Annotated in this window: 28 protein-coding genes and 1 pseudogene; 21 read left to right on the forward strand and 8 right to left on the reverse strand. The window is 63.7% G+C overall.

Annotated features, from left to right (window positions below; translation table 11 throughout):
* Nucleotides 1-127: 127 nt before the first annotated feature.
* The gene (gene rph / locus M729_RS0107405; RefSeq protein ID WP_013528632.1) at nucleotides 128-844 is read right to left on the reverse strand and encodes a ribonuclease PH; all 717 of its coding nucleotides are present in this window, start codon (nucleotides 842-844) and stop codon (nucleotides 128-130) included.
* A 157-nt stretch (nucleotides 845-1001) separates the two neighbouring features.
* Between rph and hrcA the strand changes: the two genes are divergently transcribed.
* The 6 genes and pseudogenes from hrcA (at nucleotide 1002) to M729_RS0107435 (ending at nucleotide 6591) form a co-directional block, all read left to right on the forward strand.
* Nucleotides 1002-2099, forward strand: a complete 1098-nt coding sequence (hrcA, locus tag M729_RS0107410) for a heat-inducible transcriptional repressor HrcA (protein ID WP_027161211.1) — start codon at nucleotides 1002-1004, stop codon at nucleotides 2097-2099.
* Between the two features lie 24 nt (nucleotides 2100-2123).
* Entirely contained in the window at nucleotides 2124-2321 is a 198-nt protein-coding gene (locus tag M729_RS0107415) for a hypothetical protein (protein ID WP_013528634.1), read from the forward strand.
* A 98-nt stretch (nucleotides 2322-2419) separates the two neighbouring features.
* Nucleotides 2420-3771: pseudogene (locus M729_RS01000000134750) on the forward strand (sorbosone dehydrogenase family protein).
* 272 nt (nucleotides 3772-4043) lie between these two features.
* Nucleotides 4044-4661, forward strand: a complete 618-nt coding sequence (locus M729_RS0107425) for a LysE family translocator (protein WP_027161212.1) — start codon at nucleotides 4044-4046, stop codon at nucleotides 4659-4661.
* A 196-nt stretch (nucleotides 4662-4857) separates the two neighbouring features.
* Nucleotides 4858-5835: a cysteine synthase A gene (gene cysK, locus M729_RS0107430; protein WP_027161213.1), complete on the forward strand. Its 978-nt coding sequence runs from the start codon at nucleotides 4858-4860 to the stop codon at nucleotides 5833-5835.
* Nucleotides 5836-5964: 129 nt separating this feature from the next.
* On the forward strand, nucleotides 5965-6591 hold the full coding sequence (locus tag M729_RS0107435) for a glutathione S-transferase family protein (protein WP_027161214.1): 627 nt from the start codon (nucleotides 5965-5967) through the stop codon (nucleotides 6589-6591).
* A gap of 3 nt (nucleotides 6592-6594) precedes the next feature.
* Here the strand turns inward: M729_RS0107435 and M729_RS0107440 are convergent, their stop codons facing one another.
* Entirely contained in the window at nucleotides 6595-7839 is a 1245-nt protein-coding gene (locus M729_RS0107440) for an RNA polymerase sigma factor (protein ID WP_027161215.1), read from the reverse strand.
* On the reverse strand, nucleotides 7839-8192 hold the full coding sequence (locus M729_RS0107445; RefSeq protein WP_013528640.1) for a YciI family protein: 354 nt from the start codon (nucleotides 8190-8192) through the stop codon (nucleotides 7839-7841). The genes M729_RS0107440 and M729_RS0107445 overlap by 1 nt, the downstream gene beginning before the upstream one ends.
* Before the next feature lie 256 nt (nucleotides 8193-8448).
* Here M729_RS0107445 and M729_RS0107450 point away from each other — a divergent pair, with 256 nt between their 5' ends.
* Genes M729_RS0107450 through M729_RS0107460 form a run of 3 tightly spaced genes read left to right on the forward strand, consistent with a single transcriptional unit; the run spans nucleotide 8449 to nucleotide 11923 of the window.
* A complete protein-coding gene (locus M729_RS0107450) occupies nucleotides 8449-9408 on the forward strand; it encodes a TAXI family TRAP transporter solute-binding subunit (RefSeq protein ID WP_024502189.1) in 960 nt (319 codons plus the stop codon).
* 14 nt (nucleotides 9409-9422) lie between these two features.
* Nucleotides 9423-11543: a TRAP transporter permease gene (locus M729_RS0107455; protein WP_027161216.1), complete on the forward strand. Its 2121-nt coding sequence runs from the start codon at nucleotides 9423-9425 to the stop codon at nucleotides 11541-11543.
* On the forward strand, nucleotides 11540-11923 hold the full coding sequence (locus tag M729_RS0107460; protein ID WP_024502191.1) for a DUF1850 domain-containing protein: 384 nt from the start codon (nucleotides 11540-11542) through the stop codon (nucleotides 11921-11923). Before M729_RS0107455 ends, M729_RS0107460 begins: the two co-directional genes overlap by 4 nt.
* A gap of 13 nt (nucleotides 11924-11936) precedes the next feature.
* Here the strand turns inward: M729_RS0107460 and M729_RS0107465 are convergent, their stop codons facing one another.
* Both M729_RS0107465 and M729_RS1000000136970 read right to left on the reverse strand, forming a co-directional pair.
* Nucleotides 11937-12323, reverse strand: a complete 387-nt coding sequence (locus M729_RS0107465; protein ID WP_263484546.1) for a DCC1-like thiol-disulfide oxidoreductase family protein — start codon at nucleotides 12321-12323, stop codon at nucleotides 11937-11939.
* A 254-nt stretch (nucleotides 12324-12577) separates the two neighbouring features.
* Entirely contained in the window at nucleotides 12578-12718 is a 141-nt protein-coding gene (locus tag M729_RS1000000136970) for a hypothetical protein (RefSeq protein ID WP_013528645.1), read from the reverse strand.
* Nucleotides 12719-12843: 125 nt separating this feature from the next.
* On the opposite strand from M729_RS1000000136970, the gene M729_RS0107475 reads away from it, so the two are divergent.
* From M729_RS0107475 to ligD, 3 genes are read left to right on the forward strand one after another with little or no spacing between them, the layout of a single operon-like run.
* The gene (locus tag M729_RS0107475; RefSeq protein ID WP_024502193.1) at nucleotides 12844-13083 is read left to right on the forward strand and encodes a hypothetical protein; all 240 of its coding nucleotides are present in this window, start codon (nucleotides 12844-12846) and stop codon (nucleotides 13081-13083) included.
* Between the two features lie 12 nt (nucleotides 13084-13095).
* Complete coding sequence (locus M729_RS0107480) at nucleotides 13096-13965, forward strand: Ku protein (protein WP_027161218.1); 870 nt, start codon at nucleotides 13096-13098, stop codon at nucleotides 13963-13965.
* Nucleotides 13966-13977: 12 nt separating this feature from the next.
* Nucleotides 13978-16491, forward strand: a complete 2514-nt coding sequence (gene ligD / locus M729_RS0107485; protein ID WP_027161219.1) for a DNA ligase D — start codon at nucleotides 13978-13980, stop codon at nucleotides 16489-16491.
* A 76-nt stretch (nucleotides 16492-16567) separates the two neighbouring features.
* Here the strand turns inward: ligD and M729_RS0107490 are convergent, their stop codons facing one another.
* Nucleotides 16568-17242: a winged helix-turn-helix domain-containing protein gene (locus M729_RS0107490; RefSeq protein ID WP_013528648.1), complete on the reverse strand. Its 675-nt coding sequence runs from the start codon at nucleotides 17240-17242 to the stop codon at nucleotides 16568-16570.
* A gap of 68 nt (nucleotides 17243-17310) precedes the next feature.
* Here M729_RS0107490 and M729_RS0107495 point away from each other — a divergent pair, with 68 nt between their 5' ends.
* From M729_RS0107495 to M729_RS0107505, 3 genes are all read left to right on the forward strand, one after another.
* A complete protein-coding gene (locus tag M729_RS0107495; protein ID WP_027161220.1) occupies nucleotides 17311-17526 on the forward strand; it encodes a DUF1127 domain-containing protein in 216 nt (71 codons plus the stop codon).
* A 63-nt stretch (nucleotides 17527-17589) separates the two neighbouring features.
* Nucleotides 17590-17922: an NIPSNAP family protein gene (locus M729_RS0107500; RefSeq protein ID WP_013528650.1), complete on the forward strand. Its 333-nt coding sequence runs from the start codon at nucleotides 17590-17592 to the stop codon at nucleotides 17920-17922.
* Nucleotides 17919-18263 carry an antibiotic biosynthesis monooxygenase gene (locus tag M729_RS0107505; protein WP_013528651.1) on the forward strand — a complete coding sequence of 115 codons (345 nt, stop codon included), beginning with the start codon at nucleotides 17919-17921 and terminating at the stop codon, nucleotides 18261-18263. The genes M729_RS0107500 and M729_RS0107505 overlap by 4 nt, the downstream gene beginning before the upstream one ends.
* Before the next feature lie 10 nt (nucleotides 18264-18273).
* Here the strand turns inward: M729_RS0107505 and mbfA are convergent, their stop codons facing one another.
* Nucleotides 18274-19257, reverse strand: a complete 984-nt coding sequence (gene mbfA, locus M729_RS0107510) for an iron exporter MbfA (RefSeq protein ID WP_013528652.1) — start codon at nucleotides 19255-19257, stop codon at nucleotides 18274-18276.
* Between the two features lie 175 nt (nucleotides 19258-19432).
* Between mbfA and M729_RS0107515 the strand changes: the two genes are divergently transcribed.
* The 3 genes from M729_RS0107515 to M729_RS0107525 all read left to right on the forward strand — a co-directional run bounded on the left by M729_RS0107515 (nucleotide 19433) and on the right by M729_RS0107525 (nucleotide 21727).
* Complete coding sequence (locus M729_RS0107515) at nucleotides 19433-19756, forward strand: hypothetical protein (protein WP_024502197.1); 324 nt, start codon at nucleotides 19433-19435, stop codon at nucleotides 19754-19756.
* Between the two features lie 296 nt (nucleotides 19757-20052).
* Nucleotides 20053-21036, forward strand: a complete 984-nt coding sequence (locus M729_RS0107520; protein ID WP_027161221.1) for a threonine/serine dehydratase — start codon at nucleotides 20053-20055, stop codon at nucleotides 21034-21036.
* A 91-nt stretch (nucleotides 21037-21127) separates the two neighbouring features.
* Complete coding sequence (locus M729_RS0107525) at nucleotides 21128-21727, forward strand: DNA-3-methyladenine glycosylase (RefSeq protein WP_027161222.1); 600 nt, start codon at nucleotides 21128-21130, stop codon at nucleotides 21725-21727.
* A gap of 43 nt (nucleotides 21728-21770) precedes the next feature.
* On the opposite strand, the gene M729_RS0107530 is transcribed toward M729_RS0107525, so the two are convergent.
* Nucleotides 21771-22373 (reverse strand): NAD(P)-binding domain-containing protein, encoded by a 603-nt coding sequence (locus tag M729_RS0107530; protein WP_027161223.1) that lies wholly within the window; start codon nucleotides 22371-22373, stop codon nucleotides 21771-21773.
* A gap of 119 nt (nucleotides 22374-22492) precedes the next feature.
* On the opposite strand from M729_RS0107530, the gene M729_RS0107535 reads away from it, so the two are divergent.
* The 3 genes from M729_RS0107535 (at nucleotide 22493) to M729_RS0107545 (ending at nucleotide 24204) form a co-directional block, all read left to right on the forward strand.
* Nucleotides 22493-23422 (forward strand): LysR family transcriptional regulator, encoded by a 930-nt coding sequence (locus M729_RS0107535; protein ID WP_027161224.1) that lies wholly within the window; start codon nucleotides 22493-22495, stop codon nucleotides 23420-23422.
* 139 nt (nucleotides 23423-23561) lie between these two features.
* On the forward strand, nucleotides 23562-23843 hold the full coding sequence (locus M729_RS0107540; protein ID WP_027161225.1) for a hypothetical protein: 282 nt from the start codon (nucleotides 23562-23564) through the stop codon (nucleotides 23841-23843).
* Nucleotides 23833-24204, forward strand: coding sequence for a hypothetical protein (locus M729_RS0107545; RefSeq protein WP_063173458.1), 372 nt, complete (start codon nucleotides 23833-23835; stop codon nucleotides 24202-24204). The genes M729_RS0107540 and M729_RS0107545 overlap by 11 nt, the downstream gene beginning before the upstream one ends.
* Nucleotides 24205-24475 lie beyond the last annotated feature (271 nt).

The following is a 24475-nucleotide window of genomic DNA, read 5'->3' on the forward strand; positions in this document are numbered from 1 at the left end:
CTTCTGCATTGTCGCGCACCCTACAACGCCGGAGATTGGCGAAGCCCTAGACGACATCCGATCTCCCCACTTGAGGGGGAGATGGCCGGCAGGCCAGAGGGGGGCGCTCAGGCTCGACATCTAAAAACTAAGCCACTGCCATCTGCTGCAAACTCACCAACCGCTGGATGCCTTTCTTGGCCAGGCCCATCAGGTCCGCGAACTGCTCCTCGGAGAAAGGCTCGCCCTCGGCGGTGCCCTGGATCTCGACGATGCCACCCTTGCCTGTCATGACGAAATTGGCGTCGGTGCCGGCCGCGGAATCCTCGATATAGTCGAGGTCGATGACCGGCTGGCCGTCATGGATGCCGCAGGAGATCGCCGCGACATGGTCCTTCAGCACCTTGGCGACGCTGGCCATCTGGCGCGCTTCCATCCAGCGCAGGCAGTCATACAGCGCCACCCAGCCGCCGGTGATCGATGCGGTGCGGGTGCCGCCATCGGCCTGGATGACGTCGCAGTCGACGGTGATCTGCTGTTCGCCCAGCGCCTGCAAATCGACCACGGCGCGCAAGGAGCGGCCGATCAGCCGCTGGATTTCCAACGTGCGGCCGCCCTGCTTGCCGGCCGAAGCCTCACGGCGCATGCGCTCGCCGGTCGAGCGCGGCAGCATGCCGTATTCCGCCGTCACCCAGCCCTTGCCGGAGTTGCGCATCCAACCCGGCACTTTTTCCTCGAGGCTGGCCGTGCACAGGACATGCGTGTCGCCAAACTTCACCAGGCATGAGCCTTCGGCATGCTTGGAGACGCCACGCTCGAAGGAGATGGCACGCATTTCGTCGAATTGGCGTTTGGAAGGGCGCATTCAGGGCTGCTTTCTTGTCATTTTTCGGAATCTTGGCCGGCTTGTAACCGCATGGGACGCGTGGCGCAAAGGAAAATGGCCTGACGATCGGACACAGACACCGGGTTGCGCGGGTGCAGTGTAAGTCTATATCCTTGGGCCGGAGGTTTTTGGCCGTATGACCAAGGCAGTCGATCCGAGTTCGCAGTCGCCCGCGCTTCAGTCGCCAGTATTCCAGGCGCTCGACATGCGTTCCCGCGACATCTTCCGGCGCATCGTCGATTCCTATCTCAGGGACGGTGAACCGGTGGGATCGCGCAGCCTGTCGCGTATCCTGCCGTCCTCGCTGTCGCCGGCGACCATCCGCAACGTGATGAGCGACCTCGAGCATCTCGGCCTGATCTACGCGCCGCACATTTCGGCCGGCCGGCTGCCGACACAGGCCGGCCTGCGTTTCTTCGTCGATGCCTTCATGGAGCTTGGCGACCTTTCCGACGAGGAGCGCCGCGCCATCGAGGCACAGGTGCGGGCGTCCGGCTCCGGTGCGACGCTGGAGCACATGCTGACCGAGGCCAGCCAGATGCTGTCGGGCATGTCGCGCGGCGCCGGCCTGGTGCTGGCCGCCAAGAACGAGGTGGCGCTGAAGCACATCGAATTCATCCAGCTTGAGCCGACCAAGGCGCTGGCGGTGCTGGTGTCGCAGAATGGCGACGTCGAGAACCGCGTCGTCGACCTGCCCGCCGGCATCACCGTCTCGCAACTGCACGAGGCCTCGAATTTCCTCAACGCCCATATACGCGGCCGCACGCTTGCCGAGGCGCGGATCGAGATCGCTCGCATCAAGGAAGAAACCAGGGCCGCGCTCGACACGCTGTCGCAGGACCTGGTGGAGAAGGGGCTGGCGGTGTGGGCCGGTGCCGACAGCGGCCTGCCGGCACGGCTCATCGTGCGCGGGCGTGCCAATCTGCTTGAAAACGTCACCGCCCAGGCCGACATCGAGCTGCTGCGCCATCTGTTCGAGGACATGGAGACGCAGGACGGGCTTATCCAGCTGCTTGACCTCGCCGAGCAGGGCTCGGGTGTGCGCATCTTCATCGGCTCGGAAAACAAGCTGTTTTCGCTGTCGGGCTCGTCGCTGGTCGTCGCCCCCTATCGCGACAAGGATGCCCGCGTCGTCGGCGCGCTCGGCGTCATCGGCCCGACCCGGCTGAATTACGCGCGCATCGTCCCAATGGTCGACTATACGGCGCAGTTGATTTCACGCATGCTGCGCTGAGCTGATCCAACCGAGGAGACGACGATGGCGCTCGAAGAATTCAAGGCCCGGATCAGCCTGCTGCTCGAGGAGATGGTCAACCAGCCGGAAGACCAGCACGAGATCCAGGAGCAGCTGCGCGAAAAGCTACGGGAAATGCGCGCCATGGGCTTGCCGCTGCCGGCTGACCTCGTCGAGTTGGAAAAACGCCTCGACGACGATTTCTACGCCGCCGGGACCTGAACCGGGAAACCGCAAGCTTCCTTCACCTCATCGTGTGCCGTGGAACGATCGACGAAACCGCTCGTTCCTGTTTTCACGCCCGAACATTGGAGGACCGAATGATGCGTTTTGCCGGCCCCGCACTTTCCGCCGCACTGTTTGTCTCGACCGCTTCATTCGCCCAGCAGGCGGACGAACCGGTGCTGAAAGGCGCGGCTGCCTTCGGCGACTGGCGAGCGGACAAGCCGGGCACCCGCCGGCTGATCAGACCGGATGATCTGCCCAAGCCCAATGCCACCCGGTCGACCTCGAACAGCGCCGGCATCGCGGACATGCCGGCAGACGCGAAGCTGCAACTGCCGCCGGGTTTCTCGGCCGAGCTGGTTGCATCGGGCATCGACAATCCACGCGTCGTACGCGTCGCACCGAATGGCGACCTGTTCGTCGCCGACAGCAAAGCCAACCAGGTCCGCATCTATCGCCTCGCCGAAGGCCGTGCGAAGCCGGCGCAGGACGGCATCTTTGCCGGCAATCTCAACCGGCCCTATGGCATTGCCTTCTATCCGCCGGGCGCTGACCCGCAATGGGTCTATGTCGCCAACAGCGACAGCATCGTGCGCTTTGCCTACCGCAATGGCGACCTGAAGGCCTCCGGCGACCCGGAAACCATCGTCGGCAACATCCCCGCCAGTCATCACTGGACCCGCGATATCGCCTTCTCGCCGGACGGCAAGACGCTTTACCTTTCGGTCGGCTCGGGATCGAATGTCGCCGAGGACATGGGCCGGGAGCCGAGAGGCGGACTCGATGCCTGGGCGAAATCGCAGCCGCTGGGTGCAGCCTGGGGTTCTGAAGACGGCCGCGCCGACGTGCTGGCCTTCGATCCCGATGGCAAGAACGGCCGCATCTTTGCCGCCGGCTTGCGCAACTGCTCGGGTATGACTGTGCAGCCGGCGACGGCGCGCTGTGGTGCGTCGTCAACGAACGCGATGCGCTTGGCGACAATGTGCCGCCCGAATACGCGACCGTGGTCAAGGAGGGTGCTTTCTATGGCTGGCCCTGGTACTATATCGGCAACAATGAGGATCCGCGCCACAAGGGTGAGCGCCCCGATCTTGCCGGCAAAACGACCGTTCCCGATGTGCTGATGCAGGCGCATTCGGCGCCGCTCACCATCGCCTTCTACGAGGGGAAGAGCTTTCCAGCTGAATACAAGGGCGATGCGTTCGTCGCTCTGCACGGGTCATGGAACCGCGGCAACAGGACCGGCTACAAGGTGGTGCGGTTGCTGTTCAAGGACGGCAAGCCGACCGGCGCGTATGAGGATTTCATCACCGGCTTCGTGGTTTCCAACGGTGAGGTCTGGGGCCGGCCGGTCGGCGTGGCGATTGCGAGCGACGGTGCGCTGATCGTCAGCGAGGACGGCAACGGCACGATCTGGCGTGTCACCCATGGCGACGGTCCATCCTGATCTGCTCAGGTAACGCAGGCCCCCTCACCCGGATTGCCAACCGAATTGCGAAGAGCAATTCGGGACAATCCGACCTCTCCCCTCGGGGAGAGGAGTCAGCAGACGCTGGCGCCCGTCTCTTCTCCCCTCGGGGAGAAGGTGGCCGCGAAGCGGCCGGATGAGGGGGCTTCGTAAGGCGAGCCCTCGATATCTGGTGCAATAGAATCCGGCCCCAGGGAATTCAATCTTGGCCTGTCCCATGCAATAAAACGCTCTGATCCGAGACCAGTGCCATGCCCCTTACCGGATTCCTCGCCTATAGTGCGGCCCTCGGCATCGCCGCCGCGATTCCTGGTCCCGGCATCACCGCGCTGGTCGCCCGTGCGCTCGGCTCAGGCTTCCGATCGTCGCTGGCGATGTCGTTTGGCCTGATGGTTGGCGACATCACCTATCTGACCGCCGTGGTGCTTGGCCTCGCCTTCGTCGCACAATCCTTCGGCATGGTTTTCCTGGCCATCAAATGGCTCGGCGTCGCCTATCTCGCCTTTCTCGGCTGGCGCTTCTGGAACAGCGGCATCACGCCCGAGACCGTCGAGGCCGGAAAAGGCAAGGGCGGCTTGCTGTCGAGCTTTGCCGCCGGCCTGACCGTTACCCTCGGCAATCCGAAGACGATGATCTTCTATCTCGCGATCACGCCGACCATCGTCGACCTGAAAACCATCACGCTGGCGGATTACGGCATCCTCGTCGCGCTGACCGTTGTCGTGCTGTTGGTGGTGCTGGTGCCGTATCTGGCGCTGGCGGCCAAGGCGCGCTGGTTTCTGAAATCGCCCCGCGCGCTCAAGGCGCTGAACCGCACGGCGGCCGGCTTCATGGTCGGTGCTGCTGCAGCGATTGCCGCTCGGCAATAGAAAGCTTTCGGCCAAAGCATTTCGCAAACAGGCCTTTGCGAGAAATGCTTTTCCGGGACGGCACGGTTTTAGACACAGGTCCCACTCGGATATTTTCAGCCGACAGTCTATCTTGCGCGACCGAAGGCCCTATCTTGCCGGCTGCAATTCCACTGCCTGAAATCCTTACTCGCCTGAAATTCTGGGAGCGAAACCAATGAACAAGCCCGTCACAGCCCGTGTGCCCGGTCGCGGCCGCGTCTACAATTCCATCACCGATACGATCGGCGACACGCCCCTGGTGCGGCTCGACAAGTTCGCCAGGGAAAAGGGCATCGTCGCCAATCTCATCGCCAAGCTCGAATTCTTCAATCCGATCGCCTCGGTCAAGGACCGCATTGGCGTGGCGATGATCGAGGCGCTTGAGGCATCAGGCAAGATTTCTCCCGGCAAGACAACGCTGATCGAACCGACGTCGGGCAACACCGGCATCGCGCTTGCCTTCGCCGCCGCGGCCAAGGGCTACAAGCTGATCCTGACGATGCCCGAAACAATGTCGGTCGAGCGCCGGAAAATGCTGGCGCTGCTCGGCGCCGAGCTGGTGCTGACCGAGGGTCCGAAAGGTATGAAGGGCGCCATCGCCAAGGCCGACGAACTGGCAGCGACGATCCCCAATGCGATCATCCCGCAGCAGTTCGAGAACCCGGCCAATCCGGAAATCCACCGCACGACGACGGCCGAGGAAATCTGGAACGATACGCATGGCGAGGTCGATATCTTCGTCGCCGGCATCGGCACCGGCGGCACAATCACCGGCGTCGGCCAGGTGCTGAAGAAGCGCAAGCCCTCCGTGCATGTCGTCGCCGTCGAGCCCGACTCCTCGCCGGTTCTGTCGGGCGGCCAGCCCGGCCCGCACAAGATCCAGGGCATCGGCGCCGGTTTTGCGCCCAAAATCCTCGACACGACGATCTATGACGAGATCGTCAAGGTGTCGAACGAGGATTCGGTGGCCAATGCCCGCCTCGTCGCCCGCCTCGAAGGCGTGCCGGTCGGCATCTCTTCGGGCGCCGCCCTGCAGGCGGCCATCGTCGTCGGCTCGCGGCCGGAGAACAAGGGCAAAAATCTTGTGGTGGTCATCCCGTCCTTCGCCGAGCGCTATCTGTCGACAATCCTGTTCGAGGGGCTGGGATCGTAGTCCGACGCTCCTTCGCGTCCAAGCTGGCCCGCTGAAAAAACGCGCGTGGCCGCCATCGGCGGCTTGAGCGCGGCACCGCTTCCGGTTCATATCGCCCCGGCCTGCTTTGCGCGGCCGGGGGAGAATTTCATGTACAAGCTTTATACCCGTCCTGGCAGCGGCGGCTTCGTCGTCGAGGCAGCGCTGGCGTTGGCGAATGCACAGTTCGAGCAGATCGACGTGCCGAAGACCGACCGGCCCGACCCCGCCTTCCTCGACATCAGTCCGTTGAACCAGGTGCCGGTGCTGACCTTGCCGGACGGAAGCTCGATGACGGAATCGGCGGCGATCTGCATCCTGCTTGCCGAGCGTCATCCCGATGCCAATTTGGCGCCGGCAGCAGACGCGCCTGCCCGCGCCGATTTCCTGCGCTGGATGGCCTTCATGTCGTCGGTGCTCTATCCGGCGGTGCTGCGTTTCTACTACGCATACCGCTACACTGCCGATCCCGAAGGCACCAAGGCGGTCAAGCAGGCAGCCGTGGCCGAGATGGACCGTGGCTTTGCCGTTCTGGATGCCGCGCTCGAAGGCCGTGACTGGCTGGTCGGCGACCGGATGTCGCTGGCCGACATCTATCTGGTCATGCTGGTGGCCTGGCATCCCGACATCGACAGCGCGCGGACGGCATGGCCGAACATTGAACGCCTGTGGGCGCGGCTGCGCGCCCATCCGCTGATGAAGACGCTCAACACCTCGCACGAGATGTGGCCGGGCTGAAGCTCAATTTCTGAGCACTGCCCGCTTTTCCTGCAGGAAGCGGCGCACCGCCGGGTCGCGCTCGAGGCCGATCGCCCGGTCATAGGCTTCGCAGGCTTGCAGTACCTGACCAAGCCTGGCCAGGAGACCGGCGCGTGCGGCCCAATAGGGCTGATAGTCATCAAGCCGTTTGTCGTCGCCCAGCACGTAGAGGGCCGCCAATCCCGCCACTGCGCCCTCGGCCTCGGCGATCGCCACCGCGCGGTTTATCGCCACCACCGGCGATCCTGCGATCGAAAGCAACGCGTCGTAGAGCTCGCGGATCGCCGCCCAGTCGGTGCGGCCGGTCAGCCGTCGTGCCGCATGCGCGGACTGCACGGCCGCCTCAAGCTGGTAGCGGCCGATGATGCCCTTGGCCGCGGCGTGGGAAAGCAGCGCCTCCGCCTCATCGATGAGGGCGCGGTCCCATAGAAGGCAATCCTGTTCCGCCAGCGGCACGAAGTCGCCGGCGGCGCTGCGCCGTGCGGCGCGGCGCGACTCAGCAAACAGCATCAGCGACAGGAGGCCCAGCGCCTCCGGCTCCTCCGGCAACAGCGAAGCCACCAGCCGGCCGAGCCAAATGCCTTCGGTCGCCAGATTGCGCCCTCGCGTCTCGGTGCCCGCCGGGTCGGACCAGCCTTCGGCGAAGGCGGCGTAGATCGCTTCCAGCACCGCATCCAGCCGTTCGCCGAGTTCGGCCTGCTCCGGCACGCGGAACGGAATACCGGTTTCACGGATGCGGGACTTGGCTCGCACCAGGCGCTGGCCCATCGTTGCCGGCGAGACCAGGAAGGCGGAAGCGATCGTCGCGGCGTCGAACCCCAGCACCGTCTGCAGGATGAGCGGCGAACGCACGCTCGATTCGATCGCCGGATGGGCGCAGGCGAACATCAGCCGCAGCCGCTCGTCGGGCAGGTCTTCGTCGGTCATGCGCGCCTCCGCTTCCTCGGCAATCAGCTTGAGATGCTCGCGGCCGGCCTCGCTGGTCAGCCGGCGCCGCACCGCATCGACGCGGCGCCGCCTTGCCACCGCCAGCAGCCAGGCTTCCGGTTTCTTGGGTACGCCGGTTCTTGGCCAGCGTTCGAGGGCGGCGGCAAAGGCATCGGCCAGCGCGTCCTCGGCTGCGGCCACGTCGCGCGTGCGGGCCGCGAGCCAGGCGACAAGCTTGCCGTAGCTTTGCCGGGCGGCGGTTTCCGCTGCCGCCCGCGCGATCTCCAGGCCACTTTCCATCACATGGTCTGTTCCCAGATCGGCCGCAGCTCGACCGTGCCGGCGCTGGCCGCGGGGCAGCGCGCCGCCCAGGCGATAGCGGCATCGGCATCCTCGGCCTCGATCATGTAGAAGCCCGCAAGCTGCTCCTTGGTGTCGGCATAGGGGCCATCGAGCACGTTGGTCTTGCCATTGACCATCCGCACCGAAGTGGCGGCCTGGGTCGGCTTCAGCCGGTCGCCGGCCAGCCAGGCGCCGGATTTCTTCAACGCATCGGTATACGCGCCATAGGCAGCGCTGATCTCGTAGGTCTTATCGGTCGGCGCGGCCGCCATCGCGGCTTCATTGACGTAGATCAAAAGCATGTATCGCATGGTCTTCTCCCGTTGTTTCGAAGGCTGCTTCGTTTGCGAGCCGGACGTATGTCGCGCGGCCCTGGCCGATTTCGACAGGCATTGGAAAATCTTTCGGCTCCGAAGACATTTCACGCAAGCGGCCATCTGTGCATCCCGCACTCAACCATTCGTCTAACGCATGGGATTGCGGGTTGGCATTTCCATCTCGCTGTCTAAACTCGCTTCTGTTCGCGTCAGGGAGGTGATGCGGCTGCTATTTCAGGGAGGAAATCAGATGTTCCATTTCAGGACGAAACTTGTTGCGGCCGGCGCCGTGGCGCTGTCGCTTGGCCTAGGCGCTGTTTCCGCCAAGGCGCAGGAATTCATCAATGTGCTCACCGGCGGCACATCTGGCGTCTATTATCCGCTCGGCGTGGCACTGTCGGAAATCTACGGCAAGGGCATCGAAGGCGCCCGCACCCAGGTGCAGGCAACAAAGGCTTCGGTCGAAAACCTCAATCTGTTGCAGCAGGGCAAGGGCGAGATCGCGTTTGCGCTGGGCGATTCCGTCAAGCTGGCCGCCGAAGGCAATGCCGAGGCCGGTTTCCCCGGCAAGCTCGATAAGTTGCGCGGCATCGCAGCCATCTATCCCAACTACATCCAGATCGTCGCCAGCCGGGAGTCCGGCATCAAGACGCTGGCCGACCTCAAGGGCAAAAGCCTGTCGGTCGGCGCGCCGGCCTCCGGCACCGAGCTCAACGCCCGCGCCATCTTCGCCGCCGCCGGGTTGAAGTATGAGGATCTCGGCCGGGTCGAGTATCTGCCCTTCGCCGAATCGGTCGAGCTGATCAAGAACCGGCAGCTCGACGCCACGCTGCAATCGGCCGGGCTCGGCGTCGCCTCGATTCGCGACCTCGCCACCTCCGTGCCGATCAATGTCGTGGCGGTGCCGGCCGAGGACGTCGCCAAGATCGGCGCGCCCTATCTGTCGGTGGTCATTCCCAAGGGCACTTATGAAGGCCAGAGCGAGGATGTCGCCACCGCCGCCGTCGGCAATTTCCTCATCACCCGCGCCGATGTCTCCGACGAGACCGCCTACCAGATGACCAAGCTGATGTTCGACCATCTCGACCAACTGGCCGCGGCGCATGCCGCCGCCAAGGCGATCGACCCGGCCAAGGCGCTCGACGGCATGCCGGTGCCGCTGCACCCCGGTGCCGAGCGGTACTACAAGGAGAAGGGCTTGTTGAAGTAGGGCGGGTCCGTCGGATGACCGAAGCAACGTCTGGAACGTCAACCGACGGCAAATCCGCCACCTTCCATCTGCCTACCGTCGAAGAACAGGTCGAAGGGCTGCCGCCGGGCTTCGGCGACGGCCTTGCGGGCAAGGCCGCCTTTCTCATCGCCGTCGCCTTTTCCGTGTTCCAGATCTATGTCGCCGCCTATGGCAGCATTCCGAGCCAGGTGGTGAGGGCCATGCATGTCGGCTTCCTGCTGCTGCTCGGCTTTGGCTTGATCGCCAATCTGCGCGCCAAGAGCATGCCGGCGAAAGCCGCGTTCTGGACGCTCGGGGCGCTCGGCTTCGGCACCGGCCTCTACAATTGGCTGTTCTACACTGATCTGATCCGCCGCTCCGGCTTCCTGACCACGCCGGACCTCGTCGTCGGCGCGGTGCTGGTGGTGCTGGTCTTCGAGGCAGCGCGGCGGCTGATGGGCCTGCCGCTGGCGGTCATCGCTTTCATCTTTCTCGCCTACTGCTTTTTCGGCAACCATTTGCCGCCGCCGCTCATCCATCGCGGCTATGATTTCGCCCAGATCGTCGACACCTTCGCCTACGGCACCGAAGGCATCTACGGCACGCCGATCTATGTCTCGGCCGCCTACATCTTCATCTTCGTCGTCTTTGCCGCCTTTCTAGAACGCGCCGGCATGATCGCGCTGTTCAACGATTTCGCGCTTGGCCTGGTCGGCTCGTGGCGCGGCGGCCCGGCGCAGGTCTGCGTGCTGTCCTCGGCGCTCATGGGCACCATTTCCGGCTCGGGCGTCGCCAATGTGGTGGCCAGCGGCCAGTTCACCATCCCGCTGATGAAGCGCTTCGGCTTCCGCTCGGCTTTTGCCGGCGCCGTCGAGGCGACCTCCTCGATGGGCGGCCAGATCATGCCGCCGGTAATGGGTGCGGTCGCCTTCATCATGGCCGAGACGCTGAACGTGCCTTATGCCGAAGTGGTCAAGGCGGCGATCATCCCGGCGCTGCTCTATTTCGGCGCCTGCTTCTGGCAGGTGCATCTGGAAGCCGGCAAGGCGGGCCTGCACGGCATGGCCAAGGCCGAGCTGCCCAATCCGTGGGACGCGGTGCGGCAACACTGGCCGCTGGTGCTGCCGCTGGCAGCGCTCATCTACCTGCTGTTTGCCGGCTATACGCCGATCTTCGCCGGCACGATGGGCCTGGCGCTGACCATCGTGCTCATCCTCGGCACGCCGTTGGCGGCAGCGATCGGGCCGCTGGCCTTCCGCATCGTCTTCTGGATCGCGCTCGGGATTGCCGCCGCTTCGTTCATGAAGTTCGGCGTCAACCTCCTCGGCCTGGTGATCGCCGCACTGGTCGTCGCCTGCTTCACGTTCAAGGGCGGCCGCGAGACGTTGCAAATCTGTGTCGACTCGCTCGCCGAAGGCGCCAAGAACGCGCTGCCGGTCGGCATTGCCTGCGCCATTGTCGGCATCGTCATCGGCACGCTGACGCTGACCGGCATCGCTTCGACCTTCATCGGCTGGATCATCTCGATCGGCGAGGACAATCTGTTCCTGTCGCTGGTGCTGACCATGGTCACCTGCCTGGTGCTGGGCATGGGCATTCCGACCATTCCCAACTACATCATCACCTCGTCGCTGGCCGGGCCGGCGCTGCTCGAGCTTGGCGTGCCGCTGCTGGTCAGCCACATGTTCGTGTTCTATTTCGGCATCATGGCCGATTTGACGCCCCCGGTGGCACTGGCGGCGTTCGCCGCCGCACCGATGGCCAGGGAAAGCGGCCTGAAAATCGGCATCCAGGCGACCAAGCTGGCCATTGCCGGCTTCGTCGTGCCGTTCATGGCGGTCTACACGCCAGCGCTGATGCTGCAGGACGCAGGTCCGATCGCCGCCCAGTTCGGCTATCCCGTCGAGGTCGCCTACATCGTCGCAAAAGCGTGCATGGGCATCGTGCTGTGGGGTGCCGCCGCCGTCGGTTTTCTGGTCACCCGCATGGCGTGGTGGGAGCGGCTCGTCGCCTTCGCGGCCGGCGTGCTGCTGGTCGCCGCGGTGCCGCTCACCGACGAGGCCGGCTGGGTGCTGGCGCTGGCCTGGATCGGCTGGCACTGTTTTCGCGCGCGGCAGGCTTCAGTCAGAACATGAGCCTGTGCATCCTGGCCGCGGGCAAGACGGTAACGCTCTCCGTCGCCGCCTTCACGCTGTCCTGGACGCATTCGGTGGAACGGACGCGCTGGCAAGAAGACTGGAAGGTCACGTCCTCCAGCCTGCAGGTGGTCGAAGCCCGGATCGAGGGCTCGGGCGCCGGCATGGAGCCACCGGAAGGCGCGGTGCTGAAGGAGGGTTGGTGGAGCTATGCGCCTGATGTCGGCCCGCAGCGGCGCGTCGTGCTCGCCGCTTCAGGTGCAACCAGCGACGGCTGGACACTGTGCACGGTTCAGGGCTGCCGGGAATTGGGGAGGACGGCAGGCGGACCGATCGTGCTCGAGCCGTGCCGGCCGGATGGCACGAGCCAGCCGCGGTAGCGCATAGCCACCCTCAGCCAAGGAACCGCTCGCGCAGCTCCGGAGAAGGAATGTCGCAAGCGTCCTTCCTGCCGAACAGGGCGTAGCGGTTCCTGGCGATGCGATCATAGAGCCAACCACGCAGCGGGCGCGGCAACAGCAACAGTGCTTTGGCCGCCCGCCAAGGCCAGCCGAGTTCCGCCATGACGGCGACAAAACTGTCCAGCCGCGTGAAGGCGACGCCGTCGATCAGGACGAGATTGGTTTCGTAAGAGTCGGTGCGCAGTCCATGCTTCCGGAACAGCGCTTCACCGAAGGGCGACTGCGCGGTGGCGAAGCGGAAACGGCCTTGGCGGTCGAGCCTGACCACCATGCGCACGAAACCGGAGCAGAGCACGCAGACGCCATCGAAAACGGTCAATGGATGGCGTGAGTCGAGAACTGTTTCGAAGGGACGAGTTGACTGGGGTCGAACTGGTTGAGGATGGTCCGTCACGCTGGCCTCGGCTGCTCGTGTCCTATGACACTAAGCCGGCCAGCGATGGTATCAAAGCCGTGGCGATGTCGCACGGCGCCTGTCGGCGAGAGCGGGACGCTCGGCGCGATAGGTGGTGGCGCGGGTAGAGGCGGCCGGCCTGCAGATCCGGCTGTTGTGGCGATTTTCGAAAGCCATGATCAGTGCGCGCCCAGCGAGTTGCCGCGACGGGCGCAGGCCGGGCCGGGGCCGCGCATGTAATAGCGTTCGGGCCGGTAGGTCGGCGCGACGAATTCGCGGATGGCGGCGGCATAGCCGATGAGGTGCGCGAGGAAGTTCATTACCTTGTCCCTGTCCCGATTTTCGGATGTCCCTTCCGAATTGCGGTCATCATAGCGTCGAGGCGTGAATAGTCGGTGAACGTGATGTTAATATCTGGTCGAAAATGCCTTGCTTCGTGGCTGGAATGCGGCTGATTCGGGGTCTTTCCGTGCAGTTGGTTGGCATTCCGGCCAATGTGACTTTTGCATCACATATGTTTCGTTTGAATGTCGCCTGCGCGCGGTTCTGTTTCAACTTTTGCCGAGCCCGCGAAATTTCCGTGCTGGCGGCCAGAACCAACCAGGCGGCCCCTTGGCATCCAGATCGGCGCGGGAGCGCGGAACTGGAGCGCGATCTGTCCGTTCTCACCTTCATCTGGTTCTGAAGGGAAGATATCATGGCGCCGCGTCCGGCCTGGAGAGGCTATCTGAAGCTTTCGCTGGTCACCTGTGCCGTCGAACTGACCAATGTCGTCACCCATACGGAGCGGGTCTCGTTTCGCATTCTCAACCGCAAGACCGGCAACACGGTGAAGCGCCTCTATGTCGATGCCGAAACCGGCAAGCCGTTGGAGGAGGATGACGAGATCAAGGGTTATGAACTCGACGATGGCAATTTCATCCATATCGAGGAAGACGAGATCGAGGCAGTGCAGATCGAATCCTCGCACACGATGGCGCTCGACGGTTTCGTCGACAAAGCTTCGATCCAGCAGATCTATCTCGACACGCCCTACTATGTGGCGCCCGCCGACAAGGTGTCGGAAGAGGCGTTCGCCGTCATCCGCGATGCGATGGCGGGCAAGAAGATGGCCGGGCTGGCGCGTATCGTGCTCTACCGACGCGAACGGCCGGTGGTGATCGAACCGCTCGGCAAGGGCATGGTGCTGACGACGCTGCGCTACGACAACACGGTGCGGCAACCGGACACCGTCTTCGGCGACATCGAGCCCGTGAAGACCGATCAGGAGATGACCGATCTGGCCGAGTTGATCATCGACAAGAAGAAGACGAAGTTCGATCCCTCGAAATTCGACGACAAATACGAGGACGCGCTGCTGGAGCTGATCCGCGCCAAGAAGGCCGGCCACAAGGCGCCGAAGGCCAAGGCGGCGCCCAAACCTTCCAACGTCGTCAGTCTGTTCGACGCGCTGAAGAAGAGCCTGTCGGACTCCGGGTCATCGAAAACATCTTCGTCGGCGAAGGCCAGGCCAGCGGCCAAACGCGCCAAGTCGAAAGCCAGCGCGCCCAAACGCAAATCGGCGTGAGGAACCCAACGGATGGCCAGCCTCGAACAATATCACTCCAAGCGCGATTTCAAGAAAACCGCCGAACCGGCCGGCAAGGTCGCCCGGACCAAGCAGGGCGAGGCCGGCGGCATCTTCGTCATCCACAAGCATGCCGCGACGCGGTTGCATTACGACTTGCGGCTCGAGCATGACGGCGTGCTGTGGAGTTGGGCGGTGACGCGCGGCCCGAGCCTCGACCCGCATGAGAAGCGACTGGCTGTCCATGTCGAGGATCACCCGATCGACTATGCGCCGTTCGAAGGCACCATTCCCAAGGGCGAATATGGCGGCGGTTCGGTTATCGTTTGGGACGAGGGCACCTGGATTCCCGAGATCGACCCGGCCAAGGCGATGAAAAAGGGCCATATCAGCTTCGAGCTCAGGGGACACAAGCTGCATGGGGCATGGCATCTGGTGCGGCTGAAGCCGCGAGCGGGTGAAAAGCGCGACAACTGGCTGCTGATCAAGTCGGACGATGCCGCAGCGCGTCCCGGCGAGGACATCCTCAAGGAAGCGCCTGAATCGGTGAAGTCCGGCCTGACGATCGAGGAGGTCGGCGAGGGCAAGACCGCGAAGGGCGAGAAGCCGAAAGTCTGGCATTCCAACAAGCCGGCCGCCGTCAAGACAAAAGCCGGCAAACGCCTCGACTTTATCGAGCCGCAGCTGGCCACGCTCGAGCGCGATGCGCCGCCGGGCAAGGACTGGCTGCACGAAGTGAAGTTCGACGGCTATCGCATGCAGGCGCAGATCGCCGGCACCGATGTGCGGCTGCTGACCCGCACCGGCCTCGACTGGACGAAGAAATTCGGCGGCGAGATCGTCGCGGAGCTGGCCGGGCTGAAGTGCAGCGACGCCATCATCGATGGCGAGGTGGTGGTGCTGGCCGACAGCGGCGTCTCGTCTTTCGCGCTGCTGCAGCAGGACCTGTCGGCGAAGCGGACCAATCGCTTCATCTATTACGTGTTCGACCTGATGCGGCTCGATGGGCAGGATCTTCGGCGCGAGCCGCTGGTCGAGCGTAAGCAGGCCTTGCAGGAACTGCTCGGCGAACAGTCCGACAATGCGGCGGTCCGCTTCAGCGACCATTTCGCCGAACCCGGCAAGATCATGCTGGAGCATGCCTGCCGCATGGGCCTGGAAGGCGTCGTCTCCAAGCGTGCCGATGCACCCTACCGCAGCGGCCGCGGCCCGACTTGGGTGAAGTCGAAATGCACGGCGCGGCAGGAATTCGTCATCGGCGGCTACCTGCCGTCGGACAAGACCGGGCGCGGACTGCGCTCGATCCTGGTCGGCTTCCACGAGGGCGGCAAGCTGCATTATGCCGGCCGCGTCGGCACTGGTTTTTCGGGCAAGGGCGCCAATGAGCTGAAGGCGAAACTCGATGCGTTGACGGCAAAATCATCGCCCTTCGCCACCGCCGTGCCGAAGGGCAAGGGCCTGGTCTGGGTCAAGCCTGAACTTGTCGGCGAAGTGGAGTTTCGCAGCTGGACCTCGGACCGTATAATACGCCACGCCTCGTTCCAGGGGTTGCGCGAGGACAAGCCGGCGGAGGAAGTCGTGCAGGAAAAGCCCAAAGCGGCGACAGGCAAGCCATCGACAGGCAAGAGCACGGCCAAGCCGGCATCAGGCGGCAAAGCCGCCGGGTCGATGACGACCACGGTCAAACTCTCGCATCCCGACAAGCTGCTGTGGCCGGACGAAAACATATCCAAGCAGGGCCTGCTCGACCATTACGCACAGGTTTGGCCGCGCATGGAACAGTTCGTGGTCAACCGGCCGCTCAGCCTGGTGCGGGCGCCGGACGGTGTCGGCGGCCAGCGTTTCTTCCAAAAACATGCCTCGGCTGGCATGAGCGACAAGATCGCGCGCATGAAGGACCCGACCGACGGCGAGGAGATCCTGTTCATCCGGGATTTCGATGGTGTTGCCGCACTGGTCCAGTATGGCGTGGTCGAGATCCACATCTGGGGGTGCACGATCGATGAGATCGAAAAGCCCGACCAGATCATCTTCGATCTCGACCCGGATGAAGGCGTCGACGTGAAGGCGGTGCGCGAGGCGGCGCTCGATATCAGAGGCAAGCTCGACGAGCTGTCGCTGCCGAATTTCGTCAAGACCTCGGGCGGCAAGGGCTATCACGTGCTGGTGCCGCTGAAACCGGCGGCGGATTGGGATGCGGTGAAGGGCTTCGCCCATGACTTTGCCCGCGCGTTAGAGCAGGGTGCCCCCGATCGCTACACGGCGACGCTGTCGAAAAAAGCGCGCACGGGAAAGATCTTCGTCGACTATCTGCGCAACGGCAGGGGCTCGACGACGGTCGCGCCCTATTCCTCGCGCGCCAAGAAGGGCGCCACCGTGTCGATGCCGGTGACCTGGCCAGAGATCGAGGCCGGCTTGCCGCCGAACGCTTTCCCGATCGGCGACAAGACGACGCTGAAGCAGCTGGCGAAAGCCGATCCGTGGAGGGAATTTTTCAAGCAGGGGAAGGCGTTGAAGCGGGGGTAGTTCGCGCTATTTGCCAGCGCAGCGATCCTTCGCGCGCCCTCTGGCCTGCCAGCGTGACGAAATCAGCGTCGGCTCCTCAGCTCAGAAACACCTTCTCGAAAGCCTGCTTGCCCGGCAGCGAGAAAATCACCGCGCGGCTGTCCTTCTCGCGGCGCGCCCATTTCTCGGCAAGAATCTTGTCGAGGATGGCGGCGCCCAGCGTGCCGGCGAGGTGCGAACGGCGCACGCTCCAGTCGAGGCAGGCGCGGCATACCGGCCGGCGCGGCTTGGTGTAGACGTCGATGCCGATCGCGGCGAAATGCGAAGCCGCCGATGGCCCGAGCCTGATCTCTTGTTCGTCGCGGACCAGTACGTTCTTGGCGACGAGCCGGTCGAGCATCGCCACTGCCTGCTCGCCGGCGAGGTGATCGTAGCAGACGCGCGCCACGCGCATCGCTGCATCGCGCGGACCCGGCCGCACACGCTTTGGACCGACGGCTTCCGCGACGCCTGTGATGGCTTCGATCATGCCCGCCACCTGCGGTCCGGCGAGGCCGTAATAGCGATGCCGGCCCTGGCTCGCCACCGTGAGCAGCCCACCTTCCATCAGTTTGCCCAGGTGCGAGCTGGCGGTCGGCAGCGAGACGCCGGCCTCGAGCGCCAGCTCGCTTGCCGTCAGCGCCGTGCCGCCCATCAGGGCATTTAGCATGTTTGCCCGTGCCGGGTCGCCGACCAGGCTGGCGATGCGGGCGATATCGGGTCCTTCGCGCATAGTTCGTTCCTCATCGAAGCGTTCTTGTCAGATAATCACTATTCTCCGGTGAGATCAAGGAGACGACGATGGCCGCACGAACCGCTTTCCCCTCAGCCCCGCTCCACAGCCGTCGGTTCTTCCCGTTCGTCAGCTGGTTGCGTTCGCGGCTGCTGGCCCGCTGGTATGACCGCCATCTGCAGCGTCTCGACCTTGCCGAGATCGACGACCATCAGCTGCGCGACCTTGGCCTGACGCCGCAAGACGTGCGCCGCGAATGCGCGAAGTCCTTCTGGCAGCCCTAGCAGACCAGTCGGCACGACGTTTCGATGCCGCTCAAACTATCGATGCAAGCCGAGGAGACCACAATGACCATCACCTGCTTCATCCGCTACGAGATCGACCCGTTCGGCAAGGCGGCCTTCGAGGAGTATGCGCGCAACTGGGGCCAGGCCATTCCGCGCTGCGGCGCCGATCTGATCGGCTATTACGCGCCGCATGAGGGCTCGGCGACGACCGCCTATGCGGCCTATAACATCGAAAGCCTGGCCGCCTACGAAGCCTATCGCGCCCGGCTTGCCGCCGATCCCGCCGGCAAGGCAAACTACGAGTTCGCCAAACGCGAGAGATTCATCCTGAAGGAGGATCGCATGTTCCTGAAACTGGCCTCAGGCCCGCACGCGAAACTGGTGCTGCCGTGATTGCCGTCATCTTCGAGGTCGAGCCGGCGGAGGGCCGGCGCGATGCCTATCTGAGCATCGCCGCGGACCTGCGTCCGCTGCTCGACGGCATTGACGGCTTTCTCTCCATCGAGCGTTTTCAGAGTCTGGCCGATCCGAACCGCATCCTGTCGCTGTCGTTCTGGCGAGATGAGGAAGCCGTGAAGGACTGGCGCAACACCGAGGAACACCGGCAGGCGCAGAAGGCCGGTCGCGGCGGCATCTTTGCCGGCTACCGATTGCGCATCGCCCATGTCGTGAGGGACTATGGGCTGACGGAAAGGGACGAGGCGCCGGCCGACAGTCGGGCGGTGAATGGGTGAGTGAGGCTACTCACGCATTCCCGATCAGCACGCCGGCCGCGAACACCAGGGCGCCGCCCAGCACCACCTGGAAGGCGGCGCGCAGGAAGGGCGTCTGCATGTAGCGGTTCTGGACAAAAGCGATCGCCCACAATTCGAAGAACACCACCACCGCGGCAACCCCGGTCGCCGTCCAGAAATGCGGAATGAGATAGGGGAGTGCATGCCCGAGACCGCCCAGCGTCGTCATGATGCCGACGGTCAGACCGCGCTTGAGCGGCGAGCCGCGGCCCGACAGCTTGCCGTCGTCTGAAGCGACTTCGGTAAAGCCCATCGAAATGCCGGCGCCGATCGAGGCGGCAAGCCCGACCAGCAGCGTCTGCCAGGTGTCATGCGTGGCAAAGGCGGCAGCAAAGATCGGCGCCAGTGTGGACACCGATCCGTCCATCAGCCCGGCCAGCCCTGGCTGCACATAGGTGAGGATGAACTGGCGCTGCTCGGCGGCGGTCTCTTCGTCCTTCACTTCGCCCGGCACATGTTTCTGCTCCAGCCGCTGCGCCAGTGTCTCATGGCCCAGTTCGGCCACCGCCAGATCGTCGAGCAGTTTTCGCGTCGAGGCATCCGCCGTGCGCTTGGCAGCCTCGACATAGAAAAGGTAGGCTTGCCGCTCCATCGCCTCGGCCTGGCTGCGCACGTGCTCGATGCCGAGCGGCCGGACCAGCCAGTCGGGCTTGCGCTCGTAATAGCCCTTCACATGTTCGCGCCGGATCAGCGGAATGCGCTCGCCGAAACGCTTGCGGAAAAGCTCGATCAGCGAATCGCGATGGCCATCCTCTTCCTCGGCCATCTCCTCGAACACTTTTGCCGATTGGGGGAAGTTTTCCGTCAGGCCGTCGGCATAGGCCCGATAGATGCGACCGTCATCCTCCTCGGACGAAATGGCCAGCGCCAGGATCTCCTGTTCGGAAAGCGATTCGAAGGGGCGGCGGCCGAAGCCGAAAACACGGGAAAGCATGAGGAATTCACCCTAGTTTAGAATAATTCTAAACTAGGGCTCAAGGTGCCTCCGGTCAATTGCGCGCTTGGGTCGCGGTCAAGAATTGTTGAAGCTCGCATGCCGGGCCGACCCCTTCATTATCAGTGAATGTTCACCTATATAATTCAACCCAGCCAGAACAAGGAACCTGCAGATGACGGCAAAACAGCCTCCGCATCCCTATGACCCAAAGCCCGTTCTCGATCTCATCGCCAGCATCGAAGCCGATCTGCAGCGCCTGAAAGGCCTGGTCGAGCAGCAGGTCGAGAAATTCGACCCCGCCAATCCGCACAACAAGGCGCCGGACGGCAAACTGACCGAGGAAGGCGTCGAGTGCTGCTACCGCATGTTCGACGAGGGCAAGTCGCGCTATTCGGTCGCCCAGCAGATGAAGATATCCTTTGCCGCCGCCAGCCACCGCTTCAACAACTGGCGCAAGCTGGGCGGGAGCAAGAGGCAGAGGACGCTGTTGGGGTGAAACTCGTGAGACGGCGGCGGGACGGCGCCCCCCTCTGTCCTACCGGACATCTCCCCTACGAGGGGGAGATTGTCAGCTTCATTAGGTGTGCCCCTTCTTCAACGTTGGAAATTGGCGAAAGCGGATACTCAGCCGATCTCCCCACCCGTGGGGAGATGTCCGGCAGGCCAGAGGGGGGCGTGCAGCCGAGGCGTTGGCGACCGCCTCGCTAAACCTTGTAACGGTCACATTTTTCCCATGGTGCGCCGCCTCCCTTTGCGGGCATCATGGAAAGACCCCTGTCCACTGGACCTCACATGACCGCCACCACCCCTCCCGGCATCGCCGACATCCACGCCGCCGCCGCGCGTCTCGCCGGCCTGATCGTCGAAACCCCGTTGATCGAATCGCAGGAGCTGAACAAGCGCTTCGGCGGCCGCATCCTGTTCAAGCCGGAGACGCTGCAGCGTACCGGCTCGTTCAAGTTCCGTGGTGCCTACAACAAGCTGTCGTCGCTGAGCGACGAAGAACGCAGCCAGGGCGTCGTCGCCTTCTCGTCGGGCAATCATGCGCAGGGTGTCGCCGCTTCGGCCGCGATGTTCGGCGTCAAGGCGGTCATCGCCATGCCTTCAGACGCGCCGGCGATGAAGATCGCTAACGTCCGCAAGATGGGGGCGGAGGTGGTGCCGTTCGACCGCTTTCGCGACGACCGCATGAGCGTGGTTCGCCCTTACGTGGAAAGAGGCATGGTGCTGGTGCCACCCTTCGACGACCCGGCCATCATTGCGGGCCAAGGCACGATCGGCCTCGAATTGATGCGCCAGGCAAAAGCGCTTGGCGTCGACCTCGACGCGGTCGTCATTCCCTGCGGCGGCGGCGGCCTGACCAGCGGCATTTCGGTTGCCGTCAAGGACGCCTCGCCCAACACTGCGGTCTGGGCGGTGGAGCCCGAGCATTTCGACGACACCCGCCGGTCGCTGGCCGCCGGCGCCAGGGTGTCGAACGAACCCGGCCACGCGTCGATCTGCGACGCGATCCTGACCGCGGAGCCCGGCCTGATCACCTTCGAGATCAACCGCAGGAACCTGGCAGGCGGCATCGCCGTCTCCGACAAGGCGACGGCACAGGCGATGCGCGACGCCATGGCCTATCTCAAGCTGGTGGTCGAGCCCGGCGGCTGCGTGGCGTTGGCGGCGCTGTCGTCGGGCGAGATCGAACTGTCCGGCAAATGCGTTGCCGTGGTGCTGTCCGGCGGCAATGTCGATTTCGGCACTTATGCCGGGATCATGGCGGCGGCTTGAGACGAGATGTCCAAGGGGTCCGACATGGATCTGAGGCAGGTTTCGCCTTGGATCACTCCTCGCCCGCCTCCAAATCGTCGGCGGGCTGAACATGGTCATCTACCGCCCGCTCACGCGTTCTGAGCTGCCCGACGATACAGCATCCCTTGCCCGCACTCTCATCGGCAAGATCGTGGTGCGCGAACTGCCCGAAGGCATCGCCAGCGGCCGCATCGTCGAGACCGAGGCCTATGTGACCGGTGACGCCGCCGGGCACGGCTATCGGGGGATGACCCCGCGCAACCGTTCGCTGTTTCTCGACGCTGGGCACGCCTATGTCTATCTCGCCTACGGCATCTCCTACATGCTCAACGTCTCGAGCGAGATGGCAGGGGTCGGAACCGGCGTGCTCATCAGGGCGCTCGAACCGCTCGAAGGCATTGCGCTCATGCGGCTCAATCGCGGCATCGAGCGCTTGCGCGACCTTGCGCGAGGACCGGGAAGGCTGGCCCAGGCGTTGCGGATCGATCGTTCGCTCGACGGGCTCGATCTCTGCCGCAAAGGCCCGCTATGGCTGGCACGCGATGATCATGAACCCGACGAAATAGGGGAAAGCGTCAGGATCGGTATTTCGAAAGATGCGGACCGCCCGCTGCGATTCCATGTCAGAAAGAGCCCGTTCGTCAGCGGCCCAGCTTCGCTGAACGGCTAGACGACGGGCTGGTCGCCAGCAAGAGGACGCCAGCCTGGGTGCATTATTCGAAGCGAACGAGATTGAGGACCGGCAACGGACCGCCCGGAAATTGGACGAGGCGAGCGCCGAGCGCCAGGGGTCCGAGATCTATGCCATGGAAGCCAAGCCTGCCGATCAGCGCGCCGATTTCAGCCTTGGCCTGCGCGTCGTCACCCGAATAGAACAGCACGCGCTTGCCGCCTTCCGCCGCCGGGTCGTCGGCCAACAGCTGTGCCAGCAAATGGTTGAACGCCTTCACCACCCTGGCGCCAGGCACGAGATCGGTAAACACCTCACTTGAGAAACGGCCGCCGAGATCGACCGGCCTGAACAGCGGCGCCTCGATCGAGTTGTTGGCGTCGATGACGATGCGCCCGTTCCAGTCGGGCAGGCCGGCAAGTGCTCCCGGAAGCTTCGACCAGTTGACCGCGACAAGCACAATGTCCTTGGCCGCCGCCTCTTGCAGCGTGCCGGCCTTGATCGAGGGGCCGATTGACGTAACGAGTTCCGCCAGTGTCTCCGGGCCGCGGCTGTTGGCGATGGTGGCCTCGATGCCGTTCCTGGCCAGCGTTCGGGCGAATGCCTGGCCGATATTGCCGGCGCCGATGATGCCGATGCTGTTCATGATCTTCACTCCGTTGGTTCGTGTGGAGTGGATATCGCCCTTTTATTGGCCTAGGATTAGCCGGTATTTGCTTGTCTTATTCTCAAACATCAGTTGAAGATTGTTCGTTACGGAGAACGATGGAGACGCTCGCCAACCTCGAATCCTTCGTTCGCAGTGCGGAAGCCGGCGGCTTTTCCGCCGCCGCGCGGCTGCTCGGGCTGACACCTGCCGCCGTCAGCCGCAACGTTGCCATGCTGGAGCGCAATCTCGGCCTGCGCCTGTTCCATCGCTCGACGCGCAAACTCGCGCTGACCGAAGCCGGCGAGCGTTTTCTGCACGACATTGGCGGCAATCTCGAAGCGCTGCAGGACGCCATTGCGGCAACGTCCAGTGGCGGCAGCGAACCAGCCGGCGTGCTCAAGCTCAGCCTGTCGCCGACGTTTGGCATCGCCTATTGCCTGCCTCTGCTGCCGGCATTTCTCATGCGCTATCCGCTCATCCGCCCGGAATGGCATTTCGAGAACCGACCGGTGGACCTCGTGGCCGAGGGCTATGATGCGGCAATCGGCGGTGGCTTCGACCTCTCGCCGGGCGTCGTATCGCGGTCGCTGGCGCCGGTCCACGTCATCGCCGTCGCCTCGCCCGCCTATATGGCAGCGCAGACGCCTCCGACCGATCCTTCCGGCCTTGCCGCCTTCGATGGCATTCTCATGCGCTCGCTCAGTACCGGCCGCATCCGTCACTGGACGATGCGGGATGCCGCAGGCAATGAGATGGCGGGCTCACCGCGCGAGACCATTGTCGTCAACGATCCGGCCGCCATGCGGCAAGCCGCCCTGCTGGGGCTTGGTGTCACCATGATCGCGGTGCCGGACGCACTGCAGCATCTTGAAAATGGTAACCTCGTCCGGGTGCTGCCCCGCTGGTATGCCGATGCCGGCGCGCTCTCGATCTACTTCGCCAGCCGCAGGCTGCTGCCCGGGAAAACCCGCGTCTTCATCGATTTCGTCGTCGACGCTTTCCGACGCGAACACTTTGCCGAGCGCTTCGCCGGCAGCCTCGGGTGAGGCTCGAGGGAAGCCAGCGGACACCCGCTTCGCCTTGGGACGACGACGCCACGAGGGGATTAGATAGTTGACAGACCCTAGGCTAGACAGGAGGCCGGTGATGTGAGTCGCGCACAGATTTCATTGTGTAAGGAAGCATATGCCGGATACCGAAGGAAAGATGTCGCCAGAAGAGCAAAAGAAGGCGATAGACTGGCTAAACAGAAAAGCTCCGAACATGGTGTGCCCGGCATGCAAGCATTCTTCGTTTGCCATTGTCAAGCATATTTTGACCCCTCACATTCACTATGGCGGGAGCATCATCATGGGCGGTCCGAATTATCCGCAATTCATGGTCGTCTGCAACAATTGCAGTCACATGCTCACCTTCAGTGCCATCGCGTCCGGTGTCATACCAAAGGACCCGTCCGATGGAAAATGAGGTGCAAATTACTCAGACGACAACTTACACAGAAAGACCCGCAGAGCCGATCCGGCTTGTCATGGGGTCTCGCGAAATGAGGTGCTACACCGTCACCGATAGCGAACTGAAGCAGCTAGGGCTTGCGAACCTGGCTATCTCCGGAACGTTTGGGATTGGATCGGCGTTTTTCGCCTTTGGTCTCGATGTCTACAAAGACACGGAGATGGCGGCGCAAATCCCAGCGGCAGCCCAAGCTATGGTCGGCGTAGTGCAGCCCATTTGCCTCTATATCGGTATCGCTCTTTGGATAGCCTCCGGAGCGCTGCTTTATTGGCGGCACGGAATGCTCGACATCATAAAAAAGGAATCGAAGTCCTAGGCGCTACCCAGCCAGCCGTAGGGGGATTGGCCCGCTAAAGCACGCGCATGTGTTTCCTTAGCTCCGTTTGTGCCGTGTTTGCCTGTGAAAACCGGGTACGGCGACGCCTTAGGGTCGTCGGGCACCTACGAATCACCTAATGTTTGGTTTGGCCTACTCCAGACCGGCCACAGGACCCGCCCTGATAACAGGCGGGGCGCGATCCTGCGTACCTGGTCAACCGGGGGTTATCCCGGCGGAGGACAAGAACATGGTAGCATGTTCATGGCCG

Source organism: Mesorhizobium sp. WSM1293 (assembly GCF_000513875.1).
GTDB lineage: Bacteria > Pseudomonadota > Alphaproteobacteria > Rhizobiales > Rhizobiaceae > Mesorhizobium > Mesorhizobium ciceri.